Below are 26,820 nucleotides of genomic sequence, written 5' to 3' on the forward strand. Positions count from 1 at the left end.
GTCAGCAAGACAACGACCCCTCGTTACGGGTCGCCCGATAACGCCAGAAAAGCCCTGTAACGCCATAAGCTTAGAGACCACCGACCGATGATGCACACTACCCCCGCCGCGCCAACGATGAAAGATGCGATCGCCCATATGGAGGCGCACGGGACGGCCAGCCAGCGGCAGGACATCCGCAAAGCGAAGATCGTGTTCGCGCTGCACGGCATAGAGGCGGCGGACTTCGACACCTTCCCGGCCGACCTCCTCGAATTCGACCGGCGGGTCCCGAAACTGACCGGCACCATGCCGGGGCTACAGCGGCTGATCCACGCCGCTGGGATCTCCGGCAACACCTACCAGCAGTCCTGGCGCGCCGCGCGCCGCCTGATTACCGAGTGCACAGGCGCGGCGGCCGAAAAGAAGGAACGGAAGGGGCGGGATGACGAATGGGCCGAGCTCCAGAAAAGAGTAGAGTCTCTGGTCAAGGCTGGGCTTCTGGGGGCCCACGTCCGTAAGGGACTGCCCGCGCTCACGGACGCCTGCCGGGTACTCCGCCTCGCCCCCACCGACCTGACCAGTGACACGGTCACAACGCTCCTGAAGGTGGACGGGTCCCACCAGCGGACGACGCTGAGGAAGGGGCTGAAGGCCCTGGACCAGCTCCGCGACATCCCCCGCCTGGCCGATCTCCTCCCCGCCGCCCCGGTCACGCCCGCCCCGAAACCGGCCGGGCGCCTCGTCACCCTTCCGGCGCATCTTCAGGCGTCCATCAACGCCTGGGTGGATCATGCGGCGCGGGAGAAGGTCGAGGAGGCGCGCTATGAGCATCTCGCCGAGCCCCTGTCGAAAAGCTCCCGCGACCGCTACAGCGCGGCCCTATCGCTCTGGGTCGAGACGCTCCTGAAAACCGGGACTGATCTGCCCCACGGGACAGGGCTCGCCGACCTGTTCTCGTCCGATCAGGCCGATCTCGTGCTCGGGCGGTGGTCGTCCGCGAAGGCGCAAGCGGCCAGCACACACTACCATTACGTGACCGATCTCGCAGCGCTCCTCGCGCGCCACGGTCGGGCAGAGGAGGCGTCATATGTGGCCGGACTGACGAAGGTCCTGAGCCGGTTGAAAGAGGGCCGCGCGGCCGGGAAGATGATGAGGCCCAAGGTCCGGCGCTGGTGTGAGGCGCTGGTCCAGGATCCGCAGAAAGTCACTCTGTTCGACCGCCAGCACCTTGAATACTTCCGCCTCGCCCAGGAAGCGCTGACCACGGCGAAATCTGAAGAGTTCGACCTCCGCAAGGTCTCGGATCCAGGCCAGATGGCGGCCCTCCCGGACGCGAAACGCTCCCGAGCGAAACATCTTCTGCGGCGCGTGCGGATGTGCGGGGTTCTCACCGCCTACGCGACGATCGCTCTGGAGGGAGCGCCGTACCGGCGGCAGAACATTCTCGGGGTCCGGCACACCGGACCGAAGAAAACGATCTTTCTGCATCTGTCAGGCCCCACCCCGCACGCCACCATCAAGTTCCCGAACGGGGAGCTGAAGAACGGGAAATGGCTCACCCAGCGGGGGGAAGAGCTCGAGCCGGTGACGATCGAGAAGCGATATGACCAGGATTATGGACCGGAGATTTTCAGGTGGTACCTGAAGGAAATCCGGCCGCTCTTCCCGGAGGCCAGTCGAACCCACTGCCTGTTCCCGCCGATCAAACACGCACATACGACCGAGACCGGCTTACTCAAGGGCACGTTTGATATCTGGCTGGCCGAGGGGTCCGCCGAGATCGGTCTGCCCCTGTCCTCGCACTCCTTTCGGCACGGCTACTGCACCATCGCGATCAACGAAGGTCGCGTCTCCATTGAAGATCTGGCGAAGATCATGGCCGACAAGGTCTCGACGCTCCGGACTAACTACGCCTGGATCGACAGCAAGGCTTCGGTCCTCGCCGTTCAGAAGAATACCGCACACCGCCGGGCCGAAGCCGCCAAGGCCCGAAAAGGGGCCGAGCGATGAGTGCACACCCGATCTTCTCCAAGCCGGTCTGGCAACACTTTATGCATCATGAAGGGGTCCACGAGCTGCCCCTCCCCGCGCTGGTCGCCGCCGACCAGCTGCTGGACGAGCTCACCCGCACCAAGACCGTGGCGCCGACCAGTTCCGACTACGCGATGTGGGCACAAGGCGCCGCCGCTGAGGACCCGGGCGGCTGGCTGGACCGTCTCGGTATCGCCGCCGCCGTGATCCTGCCTTCGGAGACAGCGAAGATTGCGGGCGCACGGGCCCTCCTGCGGCCAGGATCGCCTCGGCCGGAACCGGCCCTTCGGACTGACACCGCTGAACCAGACGCGCCGTGGGATCCCTGTGAGCGTCTAGTCGCACCTCGGGCCCGGAAGGTCTCGGTTCACCCCTGGGAGCTCCCGGACCCCTGGCAGGCCGCGCTCCGCCGCGCAGCGCAGGGGCTGCCCGGAAAGATGACCGCCGCCCCTGCCCGCGACATTCTCCTACGGACCCGCGAGAAGCTGTGCCAGCTCGCCTGGTCCGCACGGCAAGCGGGTCTGGCCCCGGACCTGACCGAGGCAGTCGTGCGCCAGTATCTGGAGGACCTCGAAACGCGCCTGCGCGCCCGGACCCTCGGAATCCGGTGGGCAACGCTGCGCGCGACGGTGGAAGAACTCTACCGGTTCGCCCGCTACACCGGGATCACGTCACAGGACGATCGCAGATACCTGATGAAGCGCCTGTCGCGATACGAGTTTTTCGAGCAGGGGCAGGACGCGCTGAAATTCAGTGCGCTGCTGGAGACCGGGAACACGACCCTCTCCGTGCTGGATCAGGCCGACGAGATCCTTGAACAGGCCGCCCGAGAGAAGGACCTCGGCACGCGCCACCGGCTCCGGAACGCCGGAACGATCCTCGGCCTCTACAGCATTGTCCCGCTGCGCAACGCGGATGCAGAGCTCATTCTCGGGGAAACGCTCCTGTGGGAGTCCGGCACCTGGGTCATCGACACCCCGATCCGGAAAACCATGGCGCACTCCCCCGAGCACCTGGTGGTACCGCTCGAACCGGAATTCTGCCGCTACGTGGACGCGGTCGTGCTCGGGGACTTCGAACCTGAGCACCTCCCCGAGCTGCGCGCGCGCGCGGCCCGGTCCGGGCGGCCGCTGATCGTCCACCCCGACGGGTCCCGACCGAGCCCGACCTACATCCCGCGCATCTTCAAGGAGCGCACCGGGAACTCGTTCACGACGACCCGGACCATGCTGCACACCGACCAGGCGATAAGCCGAGGCGAGGTTGGGACCCGAGACGCCATGGTCATGGCGCATCAGACCTCGCCCCGGACGGCGCAGAAATATCAGGAGAAGCGGATCCGCCGGGTCGCGATCAATCGGGTCCAGGACGCCGCTGCCGCACGGCGGGCAGGCCTGGCCACCCCGGACCTGCTGGCGGCGCTGCGGGAACTCAACACAGAGCAGGAGGAGCAGGAGTGAGGCTATCGGAGATTCACGCCGCGATTGAGGCCGGACGGGGACCGGAAATCTCTGAGGATCGGGCCTTTGCCACGCTGGTGGCAATCGAACACCTGGCCCGGATCGAGGGGCTTCCGGTGTCAGCGCTTGATTTCGCACCGCCGCAGTTCGGCGCGAAGTATATCTATCAGCTACCGGAACTGCGCGGGTCCTGGGGTGGTCGGGCGCAGTATCTGACCTGGCGAAACCTCATCCTGAACGCGCAGATGCGTTTTTCGCCGGGGGATGTGGACGCAGACCCATGGCGGTCCCTGAACCGTGCGGTCCGCATTGAAGTCCAGAAGCCGACCACGACCCTCTATGACCTCTCACGATATCTCCCCGCCGGTCTGCATCCCCAGGACGTGACAAACGAGCTCCTGATTGACGCCTTCAACCGACTGCCGGAGGAGCTGACCGGCCGATTCAGAATCGGGCTCGGGTTGTTCAGGGGTCTGTTCAAACGAGACCTCGCGCTGCAGACAGGCCTACTCCCGGACGTATGTCCCAGAGCTCTCCCCGGACGTCGCAGTCATCGGCAACACACATCCATGTCGCCTGAAATCGAGGCCTGGCGGAACAGCCTCGCGGACAGGGAAGTCATTTTCTCGTTGGACTACCTGAACCGTCTTGCGATCGCCGGCGGCAGACTGAACGGGAAAACAGACACGCTGGATGACCTGCGCGTCGCCCTTTGCGATCTGCCCGACCCCGGGGATGTGGGGATCCCATCAATCCTGCCGAAAACTCTACGCAAATACGTGAACCGGGTACGACACGCACTCGGCGGTCCGGACCCTAGGAAAACACCAGCCGAACAGGCCTGGGCCGACCTCAGGACGGCAGCCCGGGCGGTCGGATGCGAGACGAGTTTTCTCTGGGCCGTGGCACAGGCCGCCGCCTCAAGGGGCCTGTTCCCAACGGAGGTTTCGGAAACCACCGCCCTCGAAATCCTGAAGGCGTGCAAGGTCCATCACGAGCGGTCTGCGTTTCGCCGGGGATGCGAACAGTTCGACGCCTTGAGGGGGAAGGTCCCACCGGATCTCCTCCCGCCCTCCCCGCTCGGCATCAAACCGCCCCCACCTCGTCCGCCACGAGCACCGAAGCCGGTTCTTCCGCCGGATCCGGTCCAGACCGCCTGGACTGACCTCTACGCCCGGCTTCGCGAGCACGGGTGGACACACAAAGAGGTCGGAGCGCTGTCATACCTCCGTGTCCGGGCCTGCGCGGCCGGCATCGCGCCACGAGACCTGTGCCAGGAGTTCATCGGCACCCTGGAGCGCGAAATCACTGTCGTCTCGGACCGCACCCGTCTCCGGGCAGCAGTCCAGAGGATCGCGACACTGTCGAAGCGCTCTGATTTTTCAGACCTACCTGATCTCTCCATTCCCGACGATCGAAGGTTCAGTCACGGAGGACTGGGAGAGCAGGCACGAGCCGAGCTCGAGGAGTTGATGGCGTTCATGAACGCCGCGCAGTCCACGCGTCGGGGTTTTCGTGTCGCGGTCGGCATCCTTACAGATGCCATGGGGCGACCCGATATCCCCCTGCGGGAGCTTCTGAAGGCTGACATGTCAGCATATGATCTGGGTGCCCACGAGCCCCGGCGGAAAGTTCACACGGACAAGATCCGGACCCTGCGAGAGTTCATCGGGCTCCCATGGACCCCGGCCTGGCGGGAGTTACAGAGGATTGTCACTGGGAACGGCCTGACAGCGCTGGACAATCCAGTTCCCAAGATCCTCGCCCGGAAACCGGGCACGGACCCTGATGGCCTGACGCTTGAATGGGCTCAGCGCCTTGATCGTGAATACCGGTCAACCCTGAAATACCCGCCGCATGGACGCGCGGATCTCGCGAGGAAACTGGCCCGCCATCTCGCCGCCTTCGACGCGCTGCATGACATCCCGGCGGTCGCGGGATCCGGGCTGCTGCCGCCCCGGATCGGGCCGATCAGATAAGTACGCGTTAACATATGGGAGAAAGTGTAATGAAAATGCATAATATTTAGTCTAAGTCTGACCAAGAGCATTGCGCGAGAATAATATGAAGGCCTTGTTTTACTGGCTCATGGACAAGGTTGTCTGGGCGCTTTTTGTGGTGCCGGCCCTGTCAGAATGGCTCAAAGACAAAGAGAGCACACCGTGGATTTCAGCGGCTTTTGACTGGGTCAACCGCCACGCTGTGGGCCTCCTGGGCGAACCCGCATTCCCATGGATAGCCGGAACCCTACTGGGGACCGCGATCGGCGTCCTGTCCCACCGGCTTCTTGTCTGGACAGTGCGCCGAATAACGGAAGACCGGTTCGAGAAGTTCGATAGCTTGTCGGTAGACGTCATGCTCCACCTTTACAACTCACGAGGCCTAAGTGCGGATACTGATGTGAGCGGGCTGATGGCGAAGGTCCAGCGACTTTTCACAGCCCTTCAGAACCAGCGGGTCACAACGCCGAATTTACCGAAAGGTGACCCGGTTCCGACCCTGACAGCATACATCAACTACATTCGGCCTTTCATCGAAGATCGAGATATCCGCGTTTTACGACAGAGGGCTAAGGAGTGGGTGACCGCTCAGGTCAAAACCCGGGTTGATTAAATCTCCATATCTCGGCACCTTGATATCAAGGTGCCTTTATACCTTATACTCTTCATCACTCTCCGCGACCTCATCGACGCCCTCGTCGAAGGTGCTGACCAGTCGCTCCATCCCCTCGATGACCCGCTCCACCGCGGACCTGCGCCGCAGGATCCCCGGCTTCTCGGTCATGACGGACAAGACCCGGTCCTGAAGGGGCCGCTTCCCGGTGAACAGGGTCTCCGCGATCAGCTTCTGGAGCCCGTCCGGGTCCAGCTTCTCAGCCGCGCAGAACTCCGCGAAGGCGCCGGCCCGTTTCCCGGCCCAGAAGCTGTCGAACTCCTTCCGGAGATCCGCGTCCGGGGGCAGGTTCGGCATTACCTCATTTAGGAACTCCTCGAGATAGGGCCGCTTGTTCCGAAGCCCGATCTCGGACGCGATCAGGTCCACGACCCGCTGGCGCTGCGCCTGCGCTTTTCGGGACGTCCGCCCCTCCTCCGTCTCCGTCGCCTTGAGGGACAAGAGGAGGGCCAGGATGTAGGCCACGTTGATCTCGTCCCGGCGCAGGAGCTCCAGCTCGAAGTCGAGCCCGGTGAGCGGGTCCGCGGCGTCCCCGTCGCCCTCACCGTCCCCCTTCTGCGCGAGGTCCAGGTACTTGCTCTTGAAGTCCTCGTACTCCTGCGGGTCCGAGGGGAGGTCGGAAGGGTTGAATTCGGAGAAGGTGCCCAGCACGTTCCGGACCCGCATCAATTCCCGGAACGCCTTGGCGAAGGCGGCCTGCGCCTCCTCGTCCGGCAGGGCGTCCACGTCGTCCGGGGTCGGGGTGATCGCGTGCAGTTCGTCCAGCGCCTCCTCGTACTTCTTGAGGTGCTCCTCGTAGGAACCGATCAGCACCACCTCCGCCGCGTCCCGGTTCGCGAAGAGGGCGATCGCCTCGTCCGTGTTCTCCTTCAGGTCCCGGAAACAGACGATGTTCCCCTGCGATTTCACCTGGCCGAGGGTCCGGTTCGTGCGAGAGAAGGCCTGAATGAGCCCGTGGTAGCGGAGGTTCTTGTCGACGTAGAGGGTGTTCAGTGTAAATGCCGTTTCAAAAATCCCCAAAAGTGGCGAAGTAAAATTCCCCACTTTTCGGTCTCGGTGATCAGCCGGTTTTTGCGATCATTTTCTCCTTTTTCGGTGGGCGCCCGCGGCGCTTTGGAGCGGGGGGCGGTGTGATGGGGGCGTTTGTGCGCGTGTGCTCGGGGATGAGGTCGGTGTGCGCGCGCAGACGGTAGCTGGCACCTTCGATCTGGACGACGACGGCGTGGTGGAGGAGTCTGTCGAGGAGCGCGGTGGCGACGACGGGATCGCCGAAGACCTCACCCCATTCCGCGAATCCGCGGTTGGATGTAAGGATCATGGCACCTTTCTCGTAGCGTGCGTTGACCAGCTGGAAGAACAGGTTGGCGCCGCCTTGGGTGATGGGCAGGTAGCCAATCTCATCGACGATCAGCAGGGATGCGCGCGCATAGAAGCGGATCTTTTCGAGCAAGCGACCCTCGCGCTCGGCTTTGGACAGCCCTTCGATCAACTCCGCCAAGGTCGCGCGATAGACGCTTTTGCCCTTCTTGACAGCGGCCACACCCAGAGCTGTGGCGAGATGGCTCTTACCGGGGCCCGGCGGCCCGAGGAAGTGGACGACCTCTGCCCGCGTGATGAAGTCGAGCTGCGCCAAGGCCATGATCCGGTCGCGATCGAGGGATGGTTGGAACGTGAAGTCGAAGCTTTCCAGCGTTTTGGGCGGTGTGAGGCGCGCGGTTGTCAGCGCCACACCAACACGGCGATCTTCTCGACAATTGAACTCTTCGGAGAGCAGACTGTCGATGGCCTCGATCGAGCCGATCTCACCCCTCTCGAGGCGCTGAACCATGTGATCCAGCATCTCCATGGCACGCGGCATCTTCAGGCCCAGAAGACTTGCGCGAATGTTGTCTACGAGCCCGCTCATGACACCGCCCCCGTAGCCAATCGGCGGCCAACGGCCCCGTAGAAGTCCAGCGGCCTGCGCCCGACGCCAATCGGTGCCGGTGGTTTTGTCGCCCGGATCGGCGTTGCTTTGCGGTGGCTTGGATCAACGCGGCGCTGGTTCTTGCCCTCGATAACAGGATGGCGGGCGACCAAGTTGCCATCCTCGAAGATCTGCAGCTCAGTCACATGATGTTGGACTTCCAAGGTTCTGCGCCGTGTCGTGTCCGGCACCGAGTAATGATTGCCGCCAACAGAGATCATGCCGTCCTTGGTGACGCGCCGCTCAATCGTCAGCACCGCGCTGTAGGGGTTGGCAGGCAGTGGTCGCAACGCGGGGCGTTCCTCGGCGAATGCCTCATCGACAACGCGCTGTGTCGTGGCGTGAACGCGCGGGTTCGCAATCTCCACGCGCCAGGCGCCGAACTGGGCATTGAGATCATCCAGATTCCGGAACGTCCGACCAAGGAAGAAGTCCTGACGGATGTAGCGGAACGGACGCTCAACCTTGCCTTTCGTCTTGGCCCGATACGGCTGGCAGGCGCGGGGCGCGCAATCGTAGTGGGTTAGCAGCGAGACCAGAGACGCGTTGTAAGTGACAACGCCGTCGGTACTTTCGCCAATCACCGCCGTCTTCATCCGGTCATAGAGAACCTCTTCTGGCGCGCCGCCCATGGCCGTGAAGGCGGCCACGTGGCACCGCAACACCGTCTGCAGGTTCTGGCTGGCGCAAAACTGCCCCCAAAGCCAACGGGAGTGGCCGAGAACCATGGAGAACAGCCAGACCTTTCGCACAACCCCAGGCTCGTCGATGAACTCAACGGCGAACTCGGCAAAGTCCACCTGGGCCTGCTTGCCTGGCGGCGTCTCAAATCGCCGCTCGAACTGCGCCTGCTTGGGCGGCCTGATCTCACGCACAAACGTCTTCACGGCCGTATATCCGCCTTCATAGCCCCGCTCGCGGATTTCCCGCATCAACCGCCGCGCGGTCAAATCCGGGAACAACGTCAATCGCTCCTGCAGATACGTCTCATACGGCTCAATAATGCGCGCACGTGGCGCGCGAGACTTATATTCCGGGGCCTCCAGGCCCCGTGCCAGATACTTTCTGACGGTCTTCCGATCGAGCCCGGTCTGCCGCGCGATCGCGCTGACACCCAGGCCTTGTCTCTTCAAATCATGGATCAAAACGATCTCTCCCAGTGCAATCAACTCGAAGCCTCACTCCTTCTTTTGAGCTTCGAGCTTAACGGCCCGCGTCCCGTTCGATTTTTGAATATTTGAGGTTCAAAAATCGCCCAGGACGCTACCAACTGGGGAAATTTCAAACGCCCCTTTTGGGGAGATTACATCCGGCACCTACATTCAGGGTCTTCGCGTCGAACCCGGTCAGGAACATGTTCACGACGAGCAGGATGTCGATCCCCTGGTCCGGGGTGAAATCCTTCCGGTCCCGGGCCTTCATCCGCTTCGCGAGGGCCCGGTAGTAGGAATAGAACCCCTTCCCGTCCCGGACGGTCTCGTTGACCCCGTAGAGGGCGTTATACGCCTCCACGTAGCCCATCAGCTTGTCCCGTTTCGGGTTGTCCGCCCCGGCCCCGTCGGCCGGGAACTCCGTGTCCGGGATCATCCCGTCCGCGTCCGGGTCCTCCTCGTTCGCCGCATAGGTGAAGATGGTCGCGATTTTCAGGTCATGACGACCGTCCTGCCGCTTCGCCTCGAAGAGGTCGTAATAGGCGCAAAGCGCGTCGACGGAGCTGACCGCGAAGACCGCCCCGAACTGGCGGCCGCGGGTCTTCCGGTCATGGTTCTCGATGATCCAGTCCGTGACCCGGTCGATCCGGTCCGGGTGGTCGTAGAAGGCGCGGGACTCGAGCGCGCGGTCCCGTTCCGCCTGCGCCTTCCGGTCCACCTTCTCGTCGCCCGTGGGCGTGACCGGGGCGCTGGTCTGGCCGAGATACTCGACCGAGAAGCGCAGCACGTTCTCGTCCCGGATCGCGTCCGTGATGACGTAGTCGTGCAGCCGCTCGTCGAACAGGTCCTTCGTGGTCCGCTTCCCGACCGCGTTCTCCTTCAGGATCGGGGTCCCGGTGAACCCGAACAGCTGTGCCCGCTCGAAGAAGGCCCGGATCCTGCGGTGCGTCTCACCGAACTGGCTCCGGTGACACTCGTCGAAGATGAAGACGACGCGGCCCCGTTTCAGGTGCTCGAGCCGGGGCCCGTAGAGGTCCCGGGAGATCGCCGTGTTCAGCTTCTGGATCGTGGTGATCACCAGCTTCGTGTTCGGGTCCGCGAGCTGGGTCACCAGCTGGCGGGTGTTGTCCGTCCCGTCCACGGAGCCGGGCTGGAAGTGGTTGAACTCCTTGGTGGTCTGGTAGTCGAGGTCGGCCCGGTCGACGACGAAGACCACCTTGTCCACCTTGGGCAGCGCGATCAGGTTCTGCGCCGCCTTGAAGGAGGTCAGGGTCTTCCCGGACCCGGTCGTGTGCCAGATGTACCCGTTCTTCCGGCCCTGCTCGACCCGCTCCTGGATCCGCTCCGCCGCGTAATACTGGTATGACCGCAGCACCATCAGGATCTTGTCGCTCTGGTGCAAGACCACGTATTTTGAGATCATCTTGGAGAGGTGGCACTTCTCCAGAAACGCATCCGCGAAGTCCCCGAGCCGGTTCATCGGCATGTTATCCGGGGTCGCCCAGCTGAACGTCTGCTTGAAGGACTGGTGCCGGTTATTCGCGTAATACCGGGTGTTCACTCCGTTCGAGATCACGAAGACCTGGACGTACTGGAACAGGCCGCGCGCGGCCCGGAAGCTATCGCGCTGGTACCGGTTGATCTGATGGAAGGCCGCCTTCAGTTCGACCCCGCGGCGCTTCAGCTCCACCTGACAAAGCGGCAGCCCGTTGATCAGGAGGGTCACGTCGTACCGGTTTTTCCGGCGCCCCTCGATCCCGATCTGGGTCGCCACCTGGTACCGGTTCCGGCACCAGTGCTCCGTGTTCAGGAACTCGATCCAGACCGGATCCCCCTCGTCCCGGTCCAGCCGGAACTTCCCCCGCAAGGTCTCCGCCCGGTCGAACACGCCCCCCTTGTCGAGATGGTTCAGGACCCGGGTGAACTCCGCGTCCGTCATCGTGATCCCGTTATGGGCGTCGAGCTGGGCGCGCAGGTTGGCGTAGAGGGACGCCTCGTCCGCGAGCCGGACCGGGGCCCAGCCGAGCCCCTGGAGACGGGTCACGAGACAGGATTCGAGCTGAGCTTCAGACTGGACGGACATGGGCGACCCCTTACACGAACGTTTTCTGGAGGAGTCCCTTCTTGAAGGCCTCCATGAGGGAGATCTGGTCCGTCACGGCGTCGATCTTGGCGTCGAGAGCGGAAAGCGCGCCGGCGATCTTCTCCTGCTCCTCAGGATGCGGAAATAGGAGTTTGATCTTCAAGAACCCAGTTCTCGAGATGTTAAAGCGAGTACTTCCCTGTGCAAGCTTGATCACCTCACGACGGTACAGCGGGCTTCTGAATAGGTATTTTGAGAACTCCGGAAGTAAGGCTTTCAGATCATAGGGCCTGTAGCCAAAACAGAAGCTGTTCAGATACAAGTCCTCCACCTCGTCAAGCATGACGGATGCAAAGCCAACTTCACTCGGTGTTTCGGACGATGTCGTCATCAAGACATCTCCGAATACAACCCTGTTCTGCTTTTCTTTCGGTCCGATTTTTACTAGGGCGAATTTTGAGACATCGATCCGGGCGCTTTCAAAGACCTGACGGTATGTGATGAAGGGTACTCCCTCACCAAAGTCCTCAGCACTTTTTCCGGACAACCCACCGTAAAGTTCACCAAAACTTCCCAGCTTCCGCTCCTCCCAGTCCGGAAAGTTCGACCCGTCCTCCCGCGTGAACCGCAGCTCCTGCGAGAAGAGCCGCTGCATCAAGCCGATCTTGAACTGGCGCAGCCCGTCCGCCTTCTCCCGCAGGGCGGCCAGCTTGGCGTCGACGGCCTCGAACCCGGCCGCGATCCGCTTCTGCTCTTCCAGCGGGGGCACGTTCACCCGGAACTTCAGCCAGTCCTCCAGCTTGAAGATCATCTTTTCGACGTGAACGCCGATGCTGGAATGGAAGCAGGTCTGCTGGAAGTAGACCGAGTGGCTCAGGTATCTCAGGAAGCCCAGATCGAGCCCGGGCTTGCAGCGAAGCACCGAGTATTCGTTCGACACGATCGACCCCGCGAACTCATCCGGGACGACGGCACAGGCGCCGTGGACGATCTGTCGCTTGGAGATCAGGAAATCCCCGCCCTCGAGGGCGAACTGCGACTTGACCGAGATGTCCTTCCCGCGAAACCGTCCTCGTGACTCGATCCCGCCTCTCGACCGCTTCACGGTCACCAGGTCGTACTCCCCGTCATCCGTCATGCGGACGGGGCGCTGAACCACCTTCAGCAGCTCCCCGAAGCGACGGGTCGACCAGCCTTCTGGGGCCACCGACAGTCGAGGGATCCCGGGCTGAACCGAACGGGGATAGGTCGGCACCATCAGGTTGGTCGGCGCATCCGTCATACCGGCGCCTCCAGCCCGAGCCGGTCACAGAAGGCCCGAATGTTCTGGTCGATCTCCGGCATGCGCACCTCGACCTGCCGGATCGCCGCCGTGACAGCCGTAAGGTCGACCACCTCGTTTTCCTGATAGCTGTCAACGTATCGCGGGATGTTCAGGTTATAATCGTTCACCGCGATCTCCTCGCGGGTGGCGAGGTGGCTGAACCGGTCTATCTCGACCCGGTCCCGGAACCCGTCAACGATCCGGTCGATGTTCGGCTCATCGAGCCAGTTCTGGTTCTTCCCCTTCTGGAACTCGGTGGAGGCGTCGACGAACAGGACCTCCTCCGTCTCCCGACACTTCTTGAACACCATGATGCAGGTGGGGATCCCGGTCCCATAGAAGATGTTCGCGGGCAGCCCGATCACCGCGTCGAGCCAGTTCTTCTCTCTGATGATGTATTCCCGGATCACCCCCTCCGCCCCGCCACGGAACAGGGCCCCGTGCGGCAGGACCACCGCCATCACCCCCTTGTCGTCCAGGTGATGGAGCATGTGCATGACGAAGGCGTAATCCGCCTTCGTCTTCGGGGCGAGCTTGCCGTAATCCGCGAACCGGTCGTCGGACTTGAACAGGTCCTTCGCTGACCAGTGCGCCGAGAAGGGCGGGTTCGCAACGATCGCCTCGAAGGTCATCCCGTCATGCATCGGGGTCTCGAGCGTGTCGTCCTGGCGCAGGTCGAAGTTCCGGTAGTGGACCCCGTGCAGGATCATGTTCATCCGGGCGAGGTTATAGGTGGTCCGGTTCATCTCCTGGCCGTAGAAGTCGCCGACCTCCCGGACCTCCTTGGCGACCCTCAGAAGCAGGGAGCCGGACCCGCAGGTCGGGTCGTAGACGGATTTCAGCCGCTCCTTCCCGGTCGTGACGATCCGGGCCAGGATCGTGGAGACCGCCTGCGGGGTGTAGAACTCCCCCGCGGTCTTGCCCGCTCCGGACGCGAACTGGCCGATCAGGTACTCGTAGGCGTCCCCGAGCACGTCGGAATCCGCGTCCTCCAGCCGGAAGTCGATCTCGTCCAGGTGGGTCAGGATCTTCGAGATGAGCGTGTTCTTCGCCTCCTCGGTCCGGCCCAGCTTGGTCGACGTGAGGTCCAGGTCCTCGAACAGGTGGTCGAAATCGTCCTCCGAGGCGGTCCCCATGGTGGACCGCTCGATGTTCCCGAGGATCGTGGCGAGTTCGGGGAGCACGAAGGCGCCCGGCTGGCGGCTTCGGGCCGCGACCGCGCTGAACAGCTCGGACGGCTTCAGGAAGTAGCCGAGCGCCTCGGTCGTCGCGTCCTGGACCGCGGCCAGGAGCTCCTGACCCTCGGGGGTCTTCTCGTCGATGTCGGCGAAGACAATCCCGTCCTCCTTCAGCGCATCGTCCGCGTAGAGGTGGAGCCGCTCGGACAAGTATTTGTAGAAGATGAACCCGAGGATGTAGTCCCGGAACTCGTCCGCGTTCATCTTGCCGCGGAGGGTGTTCGCGATCCCCCAGAGGGCCTTCTCGAGGCGCTGCTTCTGCTCGTCTGTCATTCTGTTTGTGCTTCTTTTGATTTCAATGCCTTGAATCCCATTTTAAAGGCCTGGACCTGCGTGAACCCTCGTGATGCACACCAGACTTTGAATTCGCGGCGTTCCCGTTCGCTAATCTTGAAGTTCAGGCTTACAAGTTCGTCGAGTTCCGGATCATCATCCTCATCGGTGTGTTCTGCCATCTACGGGTCTCCCATGTCTTCATAGGCGGATTTCTTTATTTCAAGTTATGATTTGTCTGTGTGTCTGTCACCCATGAAAGAGGGGTTTTCCACATCTCTTGCTTCTCGAGTATGATTTTACCCACGCCCTTTCAGACCGCTCAGGTGCCGAAAACGGGTCCTGACAGCGGCACAGCGTTCGTTATGGAGGTGTTTATAGGGTGTTTAATATGTGTTTAGAGATTCTGGCTTCGAAAAATTCGTTATATTATCAATACCTTAACCTTGCTTTTCTGGGTGTGCGCGTGTGTGAATCCCGAAAGAGCGTGTGTGAATCCCGAAATAGTGTGTGTAAAGTGCGGCCTAGCTCCACACTTATCCACAGGCATAGCCGTGCCGTGTGTGAATCCCGAAATTTTGCTTGATCTGCTTCCGCACATCATGGATGGTCGCTGAAGTGTGTGTGATTCCCGAAAACTTACACACGTTAAGGGGCGGGAGATCGATGAGCGAACATTTGAAGCCGATTCGGCATCCCCAAGGTGATCTTTTCGTCTGTGATATTACAGACGTAATTCTTAAAGATGACTTGGCGTCTATGGAACACCCCTTCTACTCTCTTTCGAAAAAACCGGATCGTGAACCGAAGCGGTACGAATATAAGGGGAAATGGATTGAGTTTCGTCCGAGCTTCAAAGGCATGCCGACGATTTACGATAAGGATCTCATCATTTATGCGATTAGCCAGCTGATCGCAGGAATGCGTGAAGGCCGTCCGATATCGAAAAGGGTTCAAATAGATCCTTATGCCTTCCTCGTCTTCACTCAGCGTGGCGTTGGTGGGCGAGATTACGATGCGCTCGTTGATTCATTAGACCGGATCGATGGAACGCGTTTCAGGACAAACATTCTATTTGAGGGTACTCGTACGGATGAGTGGATAGGCCTTATCGACGGCGCTAAGATGCAGACGGATGAGCGTACCGGGAAAATTAAGACGCTTGAGCTGCGCTTGTCAGACATGGTGATCTCTTCTGTTCAGGAGATGAAGGTTTTAACGCTACATAAGGATTATTTCCGGCTGTCTCGTCCGATTGAAAGACGTATCTATGAAATAGCCCGCAAAGCGGTCGGGCAGAATGAGAGCTGGATGTTCAAGATGAGCACCTTGCATCACAAATCCGGTTCTAAGGGATCTCTTCGGGAGTTTCGTAGGCAGATAAAACCGATCGTCGAAGGTGACTACCTGCCAGACTATATGATTTCCTATGATGACGATGCGGACACGGTGACGTTCATAAACCGGAACACCATGCCGCGCGACACGGATGTCATAGAGCATGACGCTCAGTCTATCATAAATCGTGTGTCATCCGACGCGCTTCAACAAGCGCGCTCGATCGCTTCAGGATGGGATATCTACTTCGTTCTGCAGCGGTTCGGAGCTTGGTGGGTGCATATAGGAAAACCGGTAACGCATAATCCGGACGCGTTATTCCTGAAATTCTGTCGCACCTGGCAGGAGAAGAAGGGGCGCCCATCCTGATGTTCAGCCTGTTTTTCCTTTTTGAGCGTTCAGGAGCAGTTCTAGGCCCTCCCAGAGAGTAAGGTCCCTGTCCCGACAAAAGGCGCGAAATTCATCAGTTACGCGCTTCGGGCCCGGTATAGAGACCTTATCCTGGGGCTCGCGGCGTTTCGGCCCCGGTTTCGTCCTTTGTACGGGTTCTCGGTTTACGAACCCCATTTCGTTTCCGGCCTGAACGGCTTGGGTCAGGCTGTCAGCGTCTACTTTCCGCCGAGCAGGCCGACTGGGCGTGGTCTCTGGTAGGTCTATTCCACCCTCGCTGAAACCGTATTTGTTCATGCCGAGACCTCCTGCACGAGGACTTGGATCACGGCCTGCGCGTAGTCCCGGGCGTTATCGATCGCTCCGGTGACCTGGTGAAGGGATTTCTCCGTGACGGAAGCGCTTTTTCCAGCCATCTCGGTCCTGACGAGTTCAGGGAGTTCAGACAGCAGAACGCCGTCACGGAATATCCGGGTGTAAGGAGCCCGTTTGGCGATCCGCACCGGCAAAGTAGGGATGTTGTTCGTCTCCATCTCGGCCCGCACATCTCGTTCATCCGACGACTGGAAAGCCGCGTTCGTCCGTGTGAAGAGCAAGATATACGCTATCGGTGCTCGTATCATGGCGCTGGTCGACTGGATGAGACGGACTGCGGTGGCCGCCTGCCGGGCCTCCATGGGTGAGCCATCAAGAGGAATGACACACAAGTCGGTACGTGACAGAGCGAATGTTACGATCTGATCTTTTGATCCTTCGAGGTCGATGATGAGGTAGTCGATGGAATCCGTCAGGCTGTCTATGAGCGAAACGGTATCCTCGGCTTGCGGGCGCGCATGAACGGTAAATGGGACCCCCCTGCCCTCTTCTGCCCGGCTTCGCGACCACGTGATGATGTTCGCGTTCGGGTCAAGGTCTAGGATCGCCACTCGTCCGCCGGAAATGGCGATCTGTTCAGCGAGCAACATGGCACTCGTGGTCTTGCCCGAGCCGCCTTTCGGATTTGCGAAGGTGATTACATACATGATCACACAATGCCAGATTTAGAGCTATCGTCAATGATAGAGTTATTACTATATCTAACTATAACTCTAAAGTTAGAGTTTTATCAGAATACGCATGGAGAACTGACGAAAAATCTTGCAGATGAACTGCACTCCGTACTTTGCTAGATAAATTTCACTATATATCGTGACGCCATGCAGCTCGACATTTTTCCTGATCAGACCCGGCTTCGCCGCGAAGATCCATCGCAGAACATGAGGCGCTTCTATCGCATGCTCGTCCAGCGTGACCTTTTCGAGGGTGCAAGCCTCATCTGGGAATAGGGCCACATCGGAAACCCTGGCACTGTCCGGGTTCAGTCAGATACATATCTTCTACTAGCGTCGACCAGAATCGTGAAATCGCAAGACAGCCGCACATAGAAAGGCGTTCGTAAAGCCGTCACCTGATAGTGAAGCTTGGCCGCTCGATCCTTGATTTCCACAGCGTTTTCTTTAATGAACTCATACTGTTTATACAGCATTCTACGATAACGCTCACTCTGGCTAGCCATGTCGAGAAGTGTGATTTCCGTGTCCGGCACGGGAATCATGTTATTCAGTGAGATCATGCCCAGTTTGTTGTTTGGGTTGCCACGTTCGTGCAGTTTGAACACCGTTACGTTCGAGCTTTTGATTCTGTCATGCTTCGGCTTATAGGAGGTCAGCGGGGCCAGAAACTTGTGCCCGGATACATCCAAGACTATACCGACATAGGGCTTCGCGTTGATGTAGGCGGTGCCTTGAGCATAATACACTCGGGGTTCGACCGCATGCAGGTGATCCAGATATGCGGTCGATACGGTATAAAACTTGAGTTCGCTCAATGCTTTAAGTCCTTAGTCATGAAAAAAGGCGGCTTGCGCCACCTTTTTCCTACGTACGGCGTATATGCCGATTCAAGTTCGCACTTAAAGGTAGCGTATCACCTAATGTTCAAGTTCGCACTTAAAGGTAGCGTATCACCTAATGTTCAAGTTCGCACTTAAAGGTAGCGCATCACCTATGGTTTGAACTTTGCCCATATTTTTGAGAAAAAGTCAAGGGTAAGTCGTCAGGGTTCAGGCGGGACATCAGGAGAGGGACGCAACGCGCGCGTTGCGTCCCATAGGCAGGCGTGTCAGATAGGCCGCCCCGTCAACCACGACCAGATTTACCGATGCACCTTTCCGAGAATGACCGCGAAACCCTGTTGAAAACCCTGAACGCCAAGGATCCAGCGCTCATTCAGGCGCGGATGGCGAATGCGCTGCTCCTGCTGGCGGAGGGGTTGAGCACGGAAGATGTTGCGGGTCTTCTCTATCTGGACGAGGCGAGCGTCGCCGGGTGGCAGGCCCTGTTTTCGAAACGGAATTCGAAGGCGGCGTGACGCACTCACGCCATGGGGCGGCGGTTCGACAGCATGGCTGACCTTCATATTGCGGGACACGCCTCATCCGGGGCATCGTAGATCAGTACAGTCGGGAGCGCGGTGATGTCTGCGATCATCAGGAACCGGGCCGCAGAGAAGGCCCGCGCCCGAGCGCGGGACGAAGAACGGTTGCTCCGAGGCGAGATCTCCCCGTCCGAGCTCCAGCGGGAGAACCTCGTTTTCCGCGGGGTCCGAAAGGACGTGATCGGGCTCAAGCCGAAATATAAGCCGAAGGGTGTCGACTACGTGCTCGATCATTCCAAAACCTGAGCGCATCTCGGAGTTCTACCGTGTCGGACCTATCAAAAACTTCACGAAAGTTCCCTGCCGCGCAGGACCTCACTTTGCCTGACGGGACCGTTAATCTCGACCTCCTGGTTGACATGGTCCGCCTCAGCAGGACGGACCTCGCCGGCGTTCTGGGCATGTCCCGTGACGCGGTATCAAAGTCTGCGCGCTTGAGGTCTAACACGTCTCAGCGCAAGCTGCGGGACCTTGTCGAGATCCTGCTGCGCGTTTCGCCCTGGGCCGGCTCGCTCCCGCAGGCCTTCGCCTGGTTCACGTCCCAGCCCCTCCCGTCCTTCGGCCAGCAGACGGCGGCTGACCTGTTTCGTGAGGGCCGGGCCGACGCGGTCAAAGCCTACATCTCGAGGATCGAGGTCGGCGGATACGTGTGAGGCCGCCCGGACCGGTGAATCGGTAGGGCAGGGGGCCTGTTTCAGCTTTCAGGTTCAACAGTATTCGGAAATTCTGTTGTCGCTATTCTGCGTGGGATCACGCAGCCATTCATCGAGCTTCGACCAGCGCCGCCGTCCGGACACGTTCTTGACAGCGATCGCCACGGCCCGCTTCTGGCCGATCAGGACCACCAGTTTCTTCCCTCTTGTCACGCCCGTGTAGATCAGGTTCCGCTGGAGCATCGCGTAGTGCTGGGTCATCACGGGGATGACAACGGCGGGATATTCCGATCCCTGGCTCTTGTGGATCGTCGCCGCGTAGGCCGGGACCAGCGTGTCCAGCTCCCCGAAGACGAAGGTGACGGTTCGCCCATCAAAGTTCACGGCGAGTTCGCCCTCATCCAGATCGACGTCCTCGACCGTACCGATGTCCCCGTTGTAGACGTCCTTGTCGTAGTCGTTCTCGACCTGCATGACCTTGTCGCCTGGGGCGAAGGTCCAGCCGAACCGCTCGATCTTCTTCTCGCCCGCCGGGTTCAGCGCGGCTTGCAGCTCGATGTTGAGGGACCGGGCCCCGACGCCGCCCCGGTTCATCGGGCAGAGGACCTGAATGTCCCGGATCGGGTCGAAACCGAACCGGTTCGGGATGCGTTTTGAGACCAGCTCGACGATCCGCGACACAGCCTGGTCCGGGTCCGCGGCGGGAACGAAGTAAAAATCCGCCTCTCCGTCTGGCGGTACGAGGTCGGGCATGCGTCCCGCGTTGATCGCGTGCGCCGTCGTGATGATCTTGCTCTCCGCCGCCTGCCGGAACACCTCGGTCAGCCGCACCACCGGCACGGCGCCTGAGCCGATGACGTCCGCGAGCACCTGACCGGGCCCCACGGAAGGGAGCTGGTCGATGTCGCCGACGATGATGAGGGCGGCATGATCCGGGACCGCCTTCAGCAGGGACTGCATTAGCATCACGTCCACCATCGAGCTCTCGTCCACGACGAGCAGGTCGCAGTCGAGCGGGTTCTCAAGGTCCCGCTTGAAGCCGAATGCCTTCGGGTCGAACTCAAGAAGCCGGTGGATCGTCTTTGCCTCCCGCTCGGTCGCTTCCGTCATCCGTTTGGCCGCCCGGCCCGTCGGGGCGCACAGGAGCAGGTTCACCCGCTTCGCCGCCAGGATACGCAGGATCGAGTTGACGATGGTCGTCTTGCCGACGCCCGGCCCGCCCGTGATCACCGTGACCTTGGACCGAAGCGCGAGCCGGATCGCCTCGGCCTGGCTGTCCGCAAGGCTGAGGCCGGTTTTCTGCTCGATCCAGGGCAGCGCCTTCTCGGCGTCAATCTCGGGCCAGGGGAGGGGGCCGGACCGGATCCTCTGAATCTGCTCCGCGATCCCGCGCTCGGCCAGGTACAGCCCGGTCAGGAAGACGCACTCCGCATCCCCTACCCGGTCCAGCGTGACGGTTTCCTCCATCAGCTCTTCGGCCAGCGCGCTTTCGATCAGAGGGGCCGGGACGTCCAGAAGCTTCTCGGCCAAGCCGATCAGGTCCTTGCGGGGCAGGCCGCAGTGTCCGTCCCCCATCGCCTCGGTCAGCGCGAAGGAGATCCCGGCGCGGACCCGGATCATCGCGGTCTTCTCAATCCCGAGCTTCGCGGCGATCAGGTCAGCGGTTCGGAACCCGATCCCCCGAATGTCCTTGGCGAGTCGGTAGGGGTTCTCGCTCATGACCTGGACCGCATCGGTGCCGTAGGTCTTGAAGATCCGCACGGCCCGGGCCGTACCGACCCCGTGCTGGTGCAGGAACACCATGATCTCCCGGATCACCTTCTGGTCGGCCCACCCGGCGGTGATCTTGTCGGCCCGTTTTGGGCCGATCCCGTCTACCTCGCGCAGGCGGTCCGGGGACGCCTCGATGATGTCGAAGACGTCCTTGCCGAACATCTTCACCAGTCGCTTGGCGTAGACCGGCCCGATCCCCTTGAGCATCCCGGACCCGAGGTATTTCTCGATCCCGTCGAGACTGGAAGGGGCGGACGTCTTCAGGAAGTGCGCCTTGAACTGTAGCCCGTGCGTCCGGTCGTTCACCCAGACCCCGGAGGCCGTGACCCACTCCCCTGCAGAGATCATCGCGGCGTGCCCTACGGTCGTCACCAGATCCCGGTGCCCCCGGGCCTTCACGCGCAGGACACAGAAGCCGCTCTCCTCGCTGTGAAAGGTGACCCGCTCCACAAGCCCGGCGAGGACCTCGGTCGTGCTGTCAGGTCCTACGCCGGTCACCGCTCACACCACGCGCCGGATCGTCTTATCGCTGACATGAAACAGCGCGGCGATCTCCGGGATAGGTCTGCGCTCCTCGTCGCGCATGCGCTTCACCTCAGCCCTCTGGGCGGGCGATAGTGCAGGGGGCCGGCCTCCGACCCGTCCACGCTTCCGAGCCGCCTCCAGACCCTCCTTCGTCCTCTCGACGATCCGTTCCCGTTCGAACTGCGCGATCGATGCGAACACATGAAACACCAGCCGCCCGGCCGGGGTGGTCGTGTCAATGTCCTCTCCGAGGGACCGGAACCCGGCGCCACGCGCCTGGATCTGGTCGACGATCTCGAGCAGGTCCTTCAGGCTTCGGGCGAGGCGGTCATACTTTGTGACGACGACCACGTCCCCGGACCGAAGTTCTAAAAGAAGCCGGTCCAGCTCAGGCCGGGCCCGGGCGGTTCCTGTGATCGTATCTGCAAAAATCCGTTCCGCCCCGGCGGCCGCGAGGGCGTCGCGTTGACCGTCCAGGTTCTGGTCCCGGGTCGAGACCCGCGCATACCCCAGGATCATGGACAAAACCCTCCCAAAACCTTCTTGGTTTTGTCATGGGTTTTTGTCCTCGTCAACTCATTGAAATCTGGTAGGGCAGGGCGGCCCGGTCAAAAACGACCGTTTTTGCTGCGCTTCCCTTAGAAAAGAACGCCCCGGCGCCGAAGCGCCGGGGACGAAACTGAGTGGCACCCGAAGCCCAGAGATCCACATAACTCAAGAGCCAGGGGTGCCACTCTGTGAGGTGCTGGAACCGTCCGGCACCCCATCTTCATCCCTACGCACACGCCGGACCTGGTAGTCCGCGTCTGATTTGGCCAGCTCCGTGAGCTTCTCCACCAGAGGCGTCGGATCGAGATATGTTCGATCACCCTGCTTGACCCGCATGAGGAGACCGAGTTCCTCAAGTTGGTTTGTTGATCTCTGAACCGTTCGTTGGGTGATCCCCATTCGCTTGGAAATGGTCGTTGAACGAGGGAAGGGCTTCTTTGAAGGGTACCACCAGTGCATCAGCACGTTCAGCAGAACGACCAAGTCGGTGGGGGACAACCCGAGCGCAGCTTGGTTCTTCAAGAGAAGATCAGGTACCGCCTGAAAGCCGGCTACGCTGGCCTCCCCGTACTTCGCATATACAGCGGACCCCAAGGTGAGGTCCGGTCCGCGCTGCGAAGATGTCTGTGCGTTCTCCATGATCTGCAAAATACATAGTTTCGGAATGATTACAAGATATCTGTTTTAAGACGACCTGTGTGTCGTTTTTTATGCGTCATCTGCGTCGCTGTAGGTTATCGGACCCCCTCCAAGACCTCTTGATTGGAAGGTCCCCTTGCGCTTTCTATAAGGTATCCGCCCTGCCGAAGTAGGTCTCTCCGCTGATCCTGGGGATGTACCGAACGGTGGGGCTTTTTTGTTTAAAGAGGTTCGGATGCGCATCCGCAGAGTTTCCGTTCTCATCGACGGAGGGTTCTTCTACAAGCGCATCAAGGCCTGGCCTGGAGTGGATAGGACGGATCCAGCCAAGGTCGCGGACGCGGCCCGCTACATGTGTAAGCGTCACGTCCAGAAGCTGATCGGGGAACAGAAAGATCAAAAAGATCAACAGGACAGCCGCTGGCTCGACCACGTCTATCGCCTGTTCTACTACGACGCGCACCCCTATGAGGGGACGCCTCATCATCCGTTTATGAACCGGCAGGTCAAGTTTGCGGAAACCGAAGAGGCTCGGTTTCGCCGAGAGCTGTTTGACCACCTACGGAAAAAACGGAAATTCGCGCTGCGACTGGGGTCAGTGATCGCCGAGAAGAGGTCCTGGCAGCCCTATGATCGTTACATGAAGGATCTTCTGAAGATTTGGCATCACGCAGAGTACCTGCGCGGTGTCCTCGAAGACCCCAGTCAGATGGACCAAGCGAAGTCCGCCGCCGCGCTGAAGGCCCTGGAGGCGTGGACTGGCCTTCCTGAGGATGGGATTGCCTACCCCTTGCGTCAAAAGGGGGTGGATATGCGTATCGGCCTCGACATCAGCACCATGACCTTGAAACGACAGGTCGACACAGTCGTACTTGTGACCGGCGACAGTGATTTCGTCCCCGCCGCGAAAATGGCGCGGAGAGAGGGCGTTGAGTTTATCCTCGACCCGATGTGGCAGAGCGTCAGCCCCGATCTCAATGAGCACGTAGACGGGATCACATCAGGCCTTGATAAGCCAACCCAGAACGGCGGGTTGGATATGCCCGCCGACCCTAACTAGGGAAATCATGTCGAAGGCCAGGTTCGAGATCGCGTTCGAGGGGGGACCCGTTTGATAACGGGGAGATCGACGTACGCGACCTCGCGCCGACCCTGCTCGCCTTCGGGACCCTGATCCAGTCCGCAAATCGCGCCCTGAACGGTGATCGGGCGGATGCTCGGCTGAGCGTCTCGTCGACAGAGCGGGGCTCCTTCGTGGCGGCCCTGGTTACGGACGTGAGTTGGCTGACGGATATGCTTGACGCCGTCACCGCGAACCCGGACCGGGTCGTCGCAGCTGACCAGCTGATGGACCTCCTGATCAAAGGGGGGACGATCATCGGTGGAGGAGCCGCCGGGGCCGTTGGCCTTTTCGCGGCTGTGAAGAGGCTCCGGGGACGACGGCCGGAGAACGTCGAACCCATCGGAGACGGAACGACCCGCATCACGGTGGGTGATACCACCCTGATCGTCGTGAACCCGGTCGTGAACCTTTTGAAGGACCTGCCCACACGTGAGGCCCTCGAGGAGATCGGCACGCGCGCCTCGAAGGTTGAGGGACTTCGGAGCCTGCGGATAGGAGCGGAGAGCGAGGGGACCGAACCGGTCCGGCTCGAACGGTCGGACCTCCCCTCCCTGCGCGTCCCTCCGGAGCCGGACGAGCCCGACACGCAAGTCAGCCACCGCGAGGCCTGGCTCCGGATCGTGTCGGTCCACTTCAGGGACGGGTACAAGTGGCGCTTCAGCGATGGGGGCGAGCGTCCCTTTACGGCCGAGATGGAGGACACCGACTTCCGGAACCGGGTTCAGGAGGGCCAGCTGGCCCTCAACGCGAATGACGCGATCCGATGCCGGATCCGGGAGGAGCAATCCCTGTCTGCGACAACCCTGCTGAAGACCCTGTTCATCGAGGAGGTGCTTGAGCACCGGCCCGGGGCACGGCAGTTAACTCTCGTGTGAATGGTCATTCTGACGGCTTGAAACGCCCAAAACCGTTACAAACCGCGCACGTTTCAGGCCCTGTAACGGGAAAAGTTCAAAGATATCAACGTTGTTTCAATGTTACAGCGTTTCAAGGATGAATATGTCTCACAGGCATGCGCGTGTGCGCGTGTGTGTGTAGGCGTATATACTTTTATCTTTTTATCTGTAACAAAAAGAGATAGAGATAGATATTTACCTTTAAGTTCAGATATTTGCGCCTGTTACAGAGAGCGAAACAAGCCCGTAACAAGCATGTAACACAGGCTAAACTGTAACGCGTAGCGTGCAGGTCTCTGCGATGCACGCGGCTGAAGATTTTTATCAGGATCCAGCATAGAAAGGGTCACTCCGAACGGAAATTAACGAGGTATCTCTAACTCAAGGATATGGATATGCAGTTCATGACGCTCGCCCCACTTTCTTCCGAGACTGGAAAGCCCAACCTAAGTCGCGGAACCAGAGAAGATTTACGCCTGATCGACGCGGCCCTCTCGAGCACGGAGAGAAGGGATCTGGCTGAGGCTGCACTGCACATCGCCGCGCGCATGCTCGAACAGGCGCATGAAGTCGCCGAGGAGGACGTGCCGCTTAGCGCGTCCGAGAAGGAGGCTCTGGGCCGTCTGGGCGTCGATACGTCAGACACCGTGTCAGATGCGGACTTCTACAGGTCAAGTCCCGTGCTGGACGGCATGACCCGACAGGCCCTCATGACAGCCGAGGCCATCCCGCTTGCCGAAGCGGCGTGGCGCATGGGGGTGAGCGACGCCCGCCTCCGACAGCGCATCGCCGCCGGCTCCCTGATGGCCGTACATCGCCCTCACGAACGCGGCTGGCTCATCCCGACGTTCCAGCTCACGGAGGCCGGAGAGATCCCTCACCTCAGCCGCGTTCTCCAGGCCACGGGGCGTCCTGTTTCTGCGCAGGCCATGGACCGGTTCTTCCGGACGCCCCGTCAGGATCTTGAACAGATGTCGCCCCGGGACTGGCTGATCACGGGTCATGATCCTGCGATCATCGAGAGCATCCTCAGTGGTCTCTGAGGGCCTATCGGCCACACCACATAACGATCAAGAAACCCCGCCACTTATCGGTCAAGCTCACACTGGTGGGGCAGGGCGACCCGGTCAAAAACTACCGATTGTAGCGCTCCGTCCTGATCGCGCCTGCGTAGACGTCAGACGGTGCGTTAATCACTCAACCCGAGCTGGGCGTTGATCTTCTGCGCCGCTGGGGCCGCCGCGAACCACGGTGCAGCCTTCGAGACCCCATCCCGGATCTTCCCTGGCTGCCCCTCCAGATACCGGACCATCTCGGTGACCCGGTATAGCCCGCCGAGCGATGGCGGCGGCATCTCGCGCTTCTGGAGCGCCTGACGGCTCACCTGGAGCCGGGCCGCTACGTCCGCGAGGCTGACCAGGTCCGGACGGACCTCGCGCAGCGTAGCCCCCTCCGGAAGACCCTTCAGCGCCTGCCCTACCGCCTCGGCGATGACAGCCTCAGCATCAGAACCCTCCCGGATGAACCCGAGAGCGACGATTCCAGCGGCACCGGTCCCGACGATCGCATCGTCACACCCCGCCTCGAACAGGGCGTCTAGCATAGCGTCCTCGTCACGCTCCCCCGCCGGGAGGGCGATCATCAGGTCGAACTCGAATTCCTGAACGTCACTCATCCTTGTCATCCTTCATCACACAGCCCCGTGCCCGCCCAACAAGGCCTTGGGCGATCGCCCTCGGATTTCTTGGGGTGCTCCAGACCGACATCCGGCAGAAGGTCGCTGACCTACAGGCATCTCCCGCGTTTGCAGGGCACAGGGCATAACCCCAAGCGTGGGCGCTACGCCCTTTTGCCATCTCGACCGTCCATCCCATCTCCTCGAGCTCGACAAGAGCCTTTTCGATGTCTTTGTCCGGATGCCGCGATCGCCCCATAAACATGCTCCCCACCTGGCTGGTTGTCAATCGACAACCAAATTATCTTTTCTAACTGATCGGACACGTAGCCGTAACGCGGATCGTAAGGAAATCACATCCAGATATGAAGTAGGCCGGGGTTTCCTTTACGCTTGATGCGGATCAGGCGTTCGAGAGCCCGCCTTCGAATTATGTGCGCATAATGCGCGGCGGCTCGGGATAGTCCTCTGGTGAGTCTAAGAGTCTGATTCAAAACTTTTCGAGTGAATTCATTGTCTTGCGAGCATCCGCGTGACGCGGCGGATGTGTGCGATTGTGACCCAAGCTGCCGCGCTGGCGATGGATTTTTCCCAATCCTTCGA

At 60.7% G+C, this 26,820-nt stretch carries 23 protein-coding genes and 1 pseudogene; 11 read left to right on the forward strand and 13 right to left on the reverse strand.

The window, feature by feature from the left end; all coding sequences use genetic code 11:
* Positions 1-87: 87 nt before the first annotated feature.
* The 4 genes from AAFO90_RS19615 (at position 88) to AAFO90_RS19630 (ending at position 6,086) form a co-directional block, all read left to right on the forward strand.
* On the forward strand, positions 88-1,992 hold the full coding sequence (locus AAFO90_RS19615; RefSeq protein WP_347510460.1) for a hypothetical protein: 1,905 nt from the start codon (positions 88-90) through the stop codon (positions 1,990-1,992).
* On the forward strand, positions 1,989-3,473 hold the full coding sequence (locus AAFO90_RS19620; protein WP_347510461.1) for a hypothetical protein: 1,485 nt from the start codon (positions 1,989-1,991) through the stop codon (positions 3,471-3,473). The genes AAFO90_RS19615 and AAFO90_RS19620 overlap by 4 nt, the downstream gene beginning before the upstream one ends.
* On the forward strand, positions 3,470-5,452 hold the full coding sequence (locus AAFO90_RS19625) for a hypothetical protein (protein WP_347510462.1): 1,983 nt from the start codon (positions 3,470-3,472) through the stop codon (positions 5,450-5,452). Before AAFO90_RS19620 ends, AAFO90_RS19625 begins: the two co-directional genes overlap by 4 nt.
* Before the next feature lie 85 nt (positions 5,453-5,537).
* Positions 5,538-6,086 (forward strand): hypothetical protein, encoded by a 549-nt coding sequence (locus tag AAFO90_RS19630; protein ID WP_347510463.1) that lies wholly within the window; start codon positions 5,538-5,540, stop codon positions 6,084-6,086.
* Between the two features lie 36 nt (positions 6,087-6,122).
* Here AAFO90_RS19630 and AAFO90_RS19635 read toward each other — a convergent pair whose 3' ends face one another.
* From AAFO90_RS19635 to AAFO90_RS19665, 7 genes are all read right to left on the reverse strand, one after another.
* Positions 6,123-7,190 carry a hypothetical protein gene (locus tag AAFO90_RS19635; protein WP_347510464.1) on the reverse strand — a complete coding sequence of 356 codons (1,068 nt, stop codon included), beginning with the start codon at positions 7,188-7,190 and terminating at the stop codon, positions 6,123-6,125.
* 16 nt (positions 7,191-7,206) lie between these two features.
* Positions 7,207-8,052: an IS21-like element helper ATPase IstB gene (gene istB, locus AAFO90_RS19640; RefSeq protein ID WP_347510465.1), complete on the reverse strand. Its 846-nt coding sequence runs from the start codon at positions 8,050-8,052 to the stop codon at positions 7,207-7,209.
* Positions 8,049-9,281 (reverse strand): IS21 family transposase, encoded by a 1,233-nt coding sequence (istA, locus tag AAFO90_RS19645; RefSeq protein ID WP_347510466.1) that lies wholly within the window; start codon positions 9,279-9,281, stop codon positions 8,049-8,051. The genes istB and istA overlap by 4 nt, the downstream gene beginning before the upstream one ends.
* A 112-nt stretch (positions 9,282-9,393) precedes the next feature.
* Entirely contained in the window at positions 9,394-11,346 is a 1,953-nt protein-coding gene (locus tag AAFO90_RS19650; protein WP_347510467.1) for a type I restriction endonuclease subunit R, read from the reverse strand.
* A 10-nt stretch (positions 11,347-11,356) separates the two neighbouring features.
* The gene (locus tag AAFO90_RS19655) at positions 11,357-12,628 is read right to left on the reverse strand and encodes a restriction endonuclease subunit S (RefSeq protein ID WP_347510468.1); all 1,272 of its coding nucleotides are present in this window, start codon (positions 12,626-12,628) and stop codon (positions 11,357-11,359) included.
* Complete coding sequence (locus tag AAFO90_RS19660; protein ID WP_347510469.1) at positions 12,625-14,181, reverse strand: type I restriction-modification system subunit M; 1,557 nt, start codon at positions 14,179-14,181, stop codon at positions 12,625-12,627. Before AAFO90_RS19660 ends, AAFO90_RS19655 begins: the two co-directional genes overlap by 4 nt.
* The gene (locus AAFO90_RS19665) at positions 14,178-14,363 is read right to left on the reverse strand and encodes a hypothetical protein (protein ID WP_347510470.1); all 186 of its coding nucleotides are present in this window, start codon (positions 14,361-14,363) and stop codon (positions 14,178-14,180) included. The genes AAFO90_RS19660 and AAFO90_RS19665 overlap by 4 nt, the downstream gene beginning before the upstream one ends.
* A 484-nt stretch (positions 14,364-14,847) precedes the next feature.
* On the opposite strand from AAFO90_RS19665, the gene AAFO90_RS19670 reads away from it, so the two are divergent.
* Positions 14,848-15,888, forward strand: coding sequence for a replication initiator protein A (locus AAFO90_RS19670; protein WP_347510471.1), 1,041 nt, complete (start codon positions 14,848-14,850; stop codon positions 15,886-15,888).
* 314 nt (positions 15,889-16,202) lie between these two features.
* On the opposite strand, the gene AAFO90_RS19675 is transcribed toward AAFO90_RS19670, so the two are convergent.
* Both AAFO90_RS19675 and AAFO90_RS19680 read right to left on the reverse strand, forming a co-directional pair.
* The gene (locus AAFO90_RS19675; RefSeq protein ID WP_347510472.1) at positions 16,203-16,931 is read right to left on the reverse strand and encodes a ParA family protein; all 729 of its coding nucleotides are present in this window, start codon (positions 16,929-16,931) and stop codon (positions 16,203-16,205) included.
* A 335-nt stretch (positions 16,932-17,266) separates the two neighbouring features.
* Positions 17,267-17,776 (reverse strand): type III toxin-antitoxin system ToxN/AbiQ family toxin, encoded by a 510-nt coding sequence (locus tag AAFO90_RS19680; protein WP_347510473.1) that lies wholly within the window; start codon positions 17,774-17,776, stop codon positions 17,267-17,269.
* A 332-nt stretch (positions 17,777-18,108) separates the two neighbouring features.
* Here AAFO90_RS19680 and AAFO90_RS19685 point away from each other — a divergent pair, with 332 nt between their 5' ends.
* The 3 genes from AAFO90_RS19685 to AAFO90_RS19695 all read left to right on the forward strand — a co-directional run bounded on the left by AAFO90_RS19685 (position 18,109) and on the right by AAFO90_RS19695 (position 19,037).
* Positions 18,109-18,318, forward strand: a complete 210-nt coding sequence (locus AAFO90_RS19685) for a hypothetical protein (RefSeq protein WP_347510474.1) — start codon at positions 18,109-18,111, stop codon at positions 18,316-18,318.
* 105 nt (positions 18,319-18,423) lie between these two features.
* Positions 18,424-18,630, forward strand: coding sequence for a hypothetical protein (locus AAFO90_RS19690; RefSeq protein ID WP_347510475.1), 207 nt, complete (start codon positions 18,424-18,426; stop codon positions 18,628-18,630).
* A gap of 74 nt (positions 18,631-18,704) precedes the next feature.
* Positions 18,705-19,037, forward strand: a complete 333-nt coding sequence (locus tag AAFO90_RS19695; RefSeq protein ID WP_347510476.1) for a hypothetical protein — start codon at positions 18,705-18,707, stop codon at positions 19,035-19,037.
* Between the two features lie 54 nt (positions 19,038-19,091).
* Here AAFO90_RS19695 and AAFO90_RS19700 read toward each other — a convergent pair whose 3' ends face one another.
* Positions 19,092-21,308 (reverse strand): ATP-dependent RecD-like DNA helicase, encoded by a 2,217-nt coding sequence (locus tag AAFO90_RS19700; protein WP_347510477.1) that lies wholly within the window; start codon positions 21,306-21,308, stop codon positions 19,092-19,094.
* A gap of 3 nt (positions 21,309-21,311) precedes the next feature.
* The gene (locus tag AAFO90_RS19705; protein ID WP_347510478.1) at positions 21,312-21,854 is read right to left on the reverse strand and encodes a recombinase family protein; all 543 of its coding nucleotides are present in this window, start codon (positions 21,852-21,854) and stop codon (positions 21,312-21,314) included.
* Positions 21,855-22,758: 904 nt separating this feature from the next.
* On the opposite strand from AAFO90_RS19705, the gene AAFO90_RS19710 reads away from it, so the two are divergent.
* The 3 genes from AAFO90_RS19710 (at position 22,759) to AAFO90_RS19720 (ending at position 25,585) form a co-directional block, all read left to right on the forward strand.
* Entirely contained in the window at positions 22,759-23,583 is an 825-nt protein-coding gene (locus tag AAFO90_RS19710; RefSeq protein WP_347510479.1) for an NYN domain-containing protein, read from the forward strand.
* A 233-nt stretch (positions 23,584-23,816) separates the two neighbouring features.
* Positions 23,817-24,521 (forward strand): hypothetical protein, encoded by a 705-nt coding sequence (locus AAFO90_RS19715; protein ID WP_347510480.1) that lies wholly within the window; start codon positions 23,817-23,819, stop codon positions 24,519-24,521.
* A 416-nt stretch (positions 24,522-24,937) separates the two neighbouring features.
* Positions 24,938-25,585, forward strand: coding sequence for a hypothetical protein (locus AAFO90_RS19720; protein ID WP_347510481.1), 648 nt, complete (start codon positions 24,938-24,940; stop codon positions 25,583-25,585).
* 146 nt (positions 25,586-25,731) lie between these two features.
* Here the strand turns inward: AAFO90_RS19720 and AAFO90_RS19725 are convergent, their stop codons facing one another.
* Both AAFO90_RS19725 and AAFO90_RS19730 read right to left on the reverse strand, forming a co-directional pair.
* Positions 25,732-26,217 carry a hypothetical protein gene (locus tag AAFO90_RS19725; protein ID WP_347510482.1) on the reverse strand — a complete coding sequence of 162 codons (486 nt, stop codon included), beginning with the start codon at positions 26,215-26,217 and terminating at the stop codon, positions 25,732-25,734.
* Positions 26,218-26,727: 510 nt separating this feature from the next.
* A pseudogene (locus AAFO90_RS19730) lies at positions 26,728-26,820 on the reverse strand (IS5/IS1182 family transposase); the annotation flags it as partial.

The sequence above is a fragment of the Phaeobacter sp. CAU 1743 genome, assembly GCF_039839315.1.
GTDB lineage: Bacteria > Pseudomonadota > Alphaproteobacteria > Rhodobacterales > Rhodobacteraceae > Phycobacter > Phycobacter gallaeciensis_A.

Coding starts and splice junctions, on each gene's coding strand:
- AAFO90_RS19615 (WP_347510460.1), top strand. CDS start 88: ATGATGCACACTACCCCCGCCGCGCCAACGATGAAAGATGCGATCGCC.
- AAFO90_RS19620 (WP_347510461.1), top strand. CDS start 1,989: ATGAGTGCACACCCGATCTTCTCCAAGCCGGTCTGGCAACACTTTATG.
- AAFO90_RS19630 (WP_347510463.1), top strand. CDS start 5,538: ATGAAGGCCTTGTTTTACTGGCTCATGGACAAGGTTGTCTGGGCGCTT.
- istB (WP_347510465.1), bottom strand. CDS start 8,052: ATGAGCGGGCTCGTAGACAACATTCGCGCAAGTCTTCTGGGCCTGAAG.
- AAFO90_RS19650 (WP_347510467.1), bottom strand. CDS start 11,346: ATGTCCGTCCAGTCTGAAGCTCAGCTCGAATCCTGTCTCGTGACCCGT.
- AAFO90_RS19655 (WP_347510468.1), bottom strand. CDS start 12,628: ATGACGGATGCGCCGACCAACCTGATGGTGCCGACCTATCCCCGTTCG.
- AAFO90_RS19660 (WP_347510469.1), bottom strand. CDS start 14,181: ATGACAGACGAGCAGAAGCAGCGCCTCGAGAAGGCCCTCTGGGGGATC.
- AAFO90_RS19665 (WP_347510470.1), bottom strand. CDS start 14,363: ATGGCAGAACACACCGATGAGGATGATGATCCGGAACTCGACGAACTT.
- AAFO90_RS19670 (WP_347510471.1), top strand. CDS start 14,848: ATGAGCGAACATTTGAAGCCGATTCGGCATCCCCAAGGTGATCTTTTC.
- AAFO90_RS19675 (WP_347510472.1), bottom strand. CDS start 16,931: ATGTATGTAATCACCTTCGCAAATCCGAAAGGCGGCTCGGGCAAGACC.
- AAFO90_RS19685 (WP_347510474.1), top strand. CDS start 18,109: ATGCACCTTTCCGAGAATGACCGCGAAACCCTGTTGAAAACCCTGAAC.
- AAFO90_RS19690 (WP_347510475.1), top strand. CDS start 18,424: ATGTCTGCGATCATCAGGAACCGGGCCGCAGAGAAGGCCCGCGCCCGA.
- AAFO90_RS19705 (WP_347510478.1), bottom strand. CDS start 21,854: ATGATCCTGGGGTATGCGCGGGTCTCGACCCGGGACCAGAACCTGGAC.
- AAFO90_RS19710 (WP_347510479.1), top strand. CDS start 22,759: ATGCGCATCCGCAGAGTTTCCGTTCTCATCGACGGAGGGTTCTTCTAC.
- AAFO90_RS19715 (WP_347510480.1), top strand. CDS start 23,817: ATGCTTGACGCCGTCACCGCGAACCCGGACCGGGTCGTCGCAGCTGAC.
- AAFO90_RS19720 (WP_347510481.1), top strand. CDS start 24,938: ATGCAGTTCATGACGCTCGCCCCACTTTCTTCCGAGACTGGAAAGCCC.
- AAFO90_RS19725 (WP_347510482.1), bottom strand. CDS start 26,217: ATGAGTGACGTTCAGGAATTCGAGTTCGACCTGATGATCGCCCTCCCG.